Annotated in this window: 2 protein-coding genes; both read right to left on the reverse strand. The window is 38.5% G+C overall.

Annotation, left to right across the window (positions count from 1 at the left end; all coding sequences use genetic code 11):
- Positions 1-700 precede the first annotated feature (700 nt).
- Positions 701-802, reverse strand: coding sequence for an SEC-C metal-binding domain-containing protein (locus Q4591_RS20195; RefSeq protein WP_368501234.1), 102 nt, complete (start codon positions 800-802; stop codon positions 701-703).
- Between the two features lie 2 nt (positions 803-804).
- On the reverse strand, positions 805-1,611 hold the full coding sequence (locus tag Q4591_RS20000) for a DUF6602 domain-containing protein (RefSeq protein ID WP_303462602.1): 807 nt from the start codon (positions 1,609-1,611) through the stop codon (positions 805-807).
- Between the last annotated feature and the right edge of the window lie 325 nt (positions 1,612-1,936).

The raw sequence follows: 1,936 nt of genomic DNA on the forward strand, positions 1-1,936 counted from the left end.
GGCCACCGTAAATGATGCAGCAGTGCAAAGAAAGTTCATGTTCTTATCTGGGGAGATCTACTTAACACGCGATCGGTCATTAACCAGTGAGGCTCTGGTTTATAAGTGCCTTGGCTTTTCAGCGTCATCGACTGAAAAGAGCGAACCAGATGAAAACCGATAGCGCATAACGGGGTAACTCGGGATGTGATTAAGCAGAAGTCAGCAGACGGCATAGTAGCCGAACGCCCATCGTAATGGTTGGGACATGGTGAAGGCCTGAACCTAAAGATCAGTGAGGAGCCTGTGCAACTCAATATTTCATGCCCGACCGGGTTTAGGAGTGTTGGCGTTGATAATACAGAAGCCAGCATTGGGATATGTCGGAGCTAATCGGCCAACCTGTTCTGAAAGTCTTTGGGAACCGCCCTGTGCGGAGCCGCATGCAGGGTGGTGTGGGGGCTGGAGGCTAGATACCTCCGGCTACCCGATTAAGTTTACACTTCGTTGAATCTATTGCAGTTATTACATTTTATGACAATATTGTTTATTTGTTCTAAATTCATTCCTGCAACTAGTGGAGAAGAACAATTCCCACACACCAAAGCAATTTGAGTTTCAAACCCTTGAGATACTATTGTGCCTTCATCATTGTTTAGAATAAAAACAGCCCTAGTATTAGGATCTGGCTCAGGGATGACTTTTAGACTAACCTTTTGTTTTATTTCAGGTTTACCTGCTTCTTTATTTTAAGCTCATGACACTCTTTAAAAAGAAGCCCTGACTCACATGGACACAATTCATTTGGGTCTATCTTAGCCATTGTTACTCCTTAGTAATCGCAATAGGCAATTCAGGGTCTATATAACGACTCAAATCAGGAACATTTAATTTCATTTTAGTGAGCATTATTAATAAGTAAGTAATAAACCGTCCAAAAGTTCTGTCCTTAACAGACTCATTTATTATTCGTAATAATATTTCATCACTATCTTCATTATTATCATCACGCTTATGCGCAGTTAAAACTAAATTAACAAATTCATCGGTATCTAAAATTAATTCTTTTAGACCTTTAGATAGATTAACCTGCTCATAATGCAGTAATCCCTCTCCTAATACACAGACTAAATTAGTAAAATAATTCACATCGTATACTTTGTGACTTTGCTCTTGCCAATTTTCTTTTAAAGAGTTTAAAGAGTTCTTTGAGAGTTGGTAGCCCATCACTATTCCAAAAGGTCGAGAAGCTCTATGGAGAGTTACAGCATCTCTATTAGCAATAATCCCAAGGTCTCTCGGTGCTAGCTTCTTAAATGACTCAATCTTAGAAGCCGCATCAACAAATTCCGGTTTTGATAATGTTGATTTAACTTCGATTATTCCATAAACCCCTTCAATCGGTAAAATTGATGTTTTCCCAGCGTAAAGTACGGGACAATTAACTGCGTCATAGATGATTATATCAATAGCATGCGAACGCTCGCCTTTTTGAGTTATCACTTCCCCTTTTGTTATTCCATAACGACTAGGGAGATGATTTCTTAAAAATTCAATTAAGATTTCCTCTCTATTTTCACCTTTATCACCATTATGCTGAATGAAGCCAGATTCTTTGAATCTGGCTAACAATGTTGATTCGATTGATGTAAATAACTCTTCAAGCTTGATATGAAACTCCTTGTAAACTTAACAGCTTATTCAATAGCAGCACAATAATGTTCCAGGCTGCTCAATTCAAACTTCAAAGGTACCACCGCTAAGTCCTTGTTGTAAATTGAATATTTTCGCGAATATGTAAGTATTGCTCAAAATACTGCCGGAGAAAGAATGCGTCTTTGTTTACGTGGTCTATACAACACTTTAAAAAATTTCGCAGGAGATTGATATGTATGGGTTTTCTCGAATGTTACAAAATTATCGATGCGTAAAAAGCTCATTTTACGCATCCTTTGGC

This window comes from Shewanella sp. 3_MG-2023 (assembly GCF_030548765.1).
Lineage (GTDB): Bacteria > Pseudomonadota > Gammaproteobacteria > Enterobacterales > Shewanellaceae > Shewanella.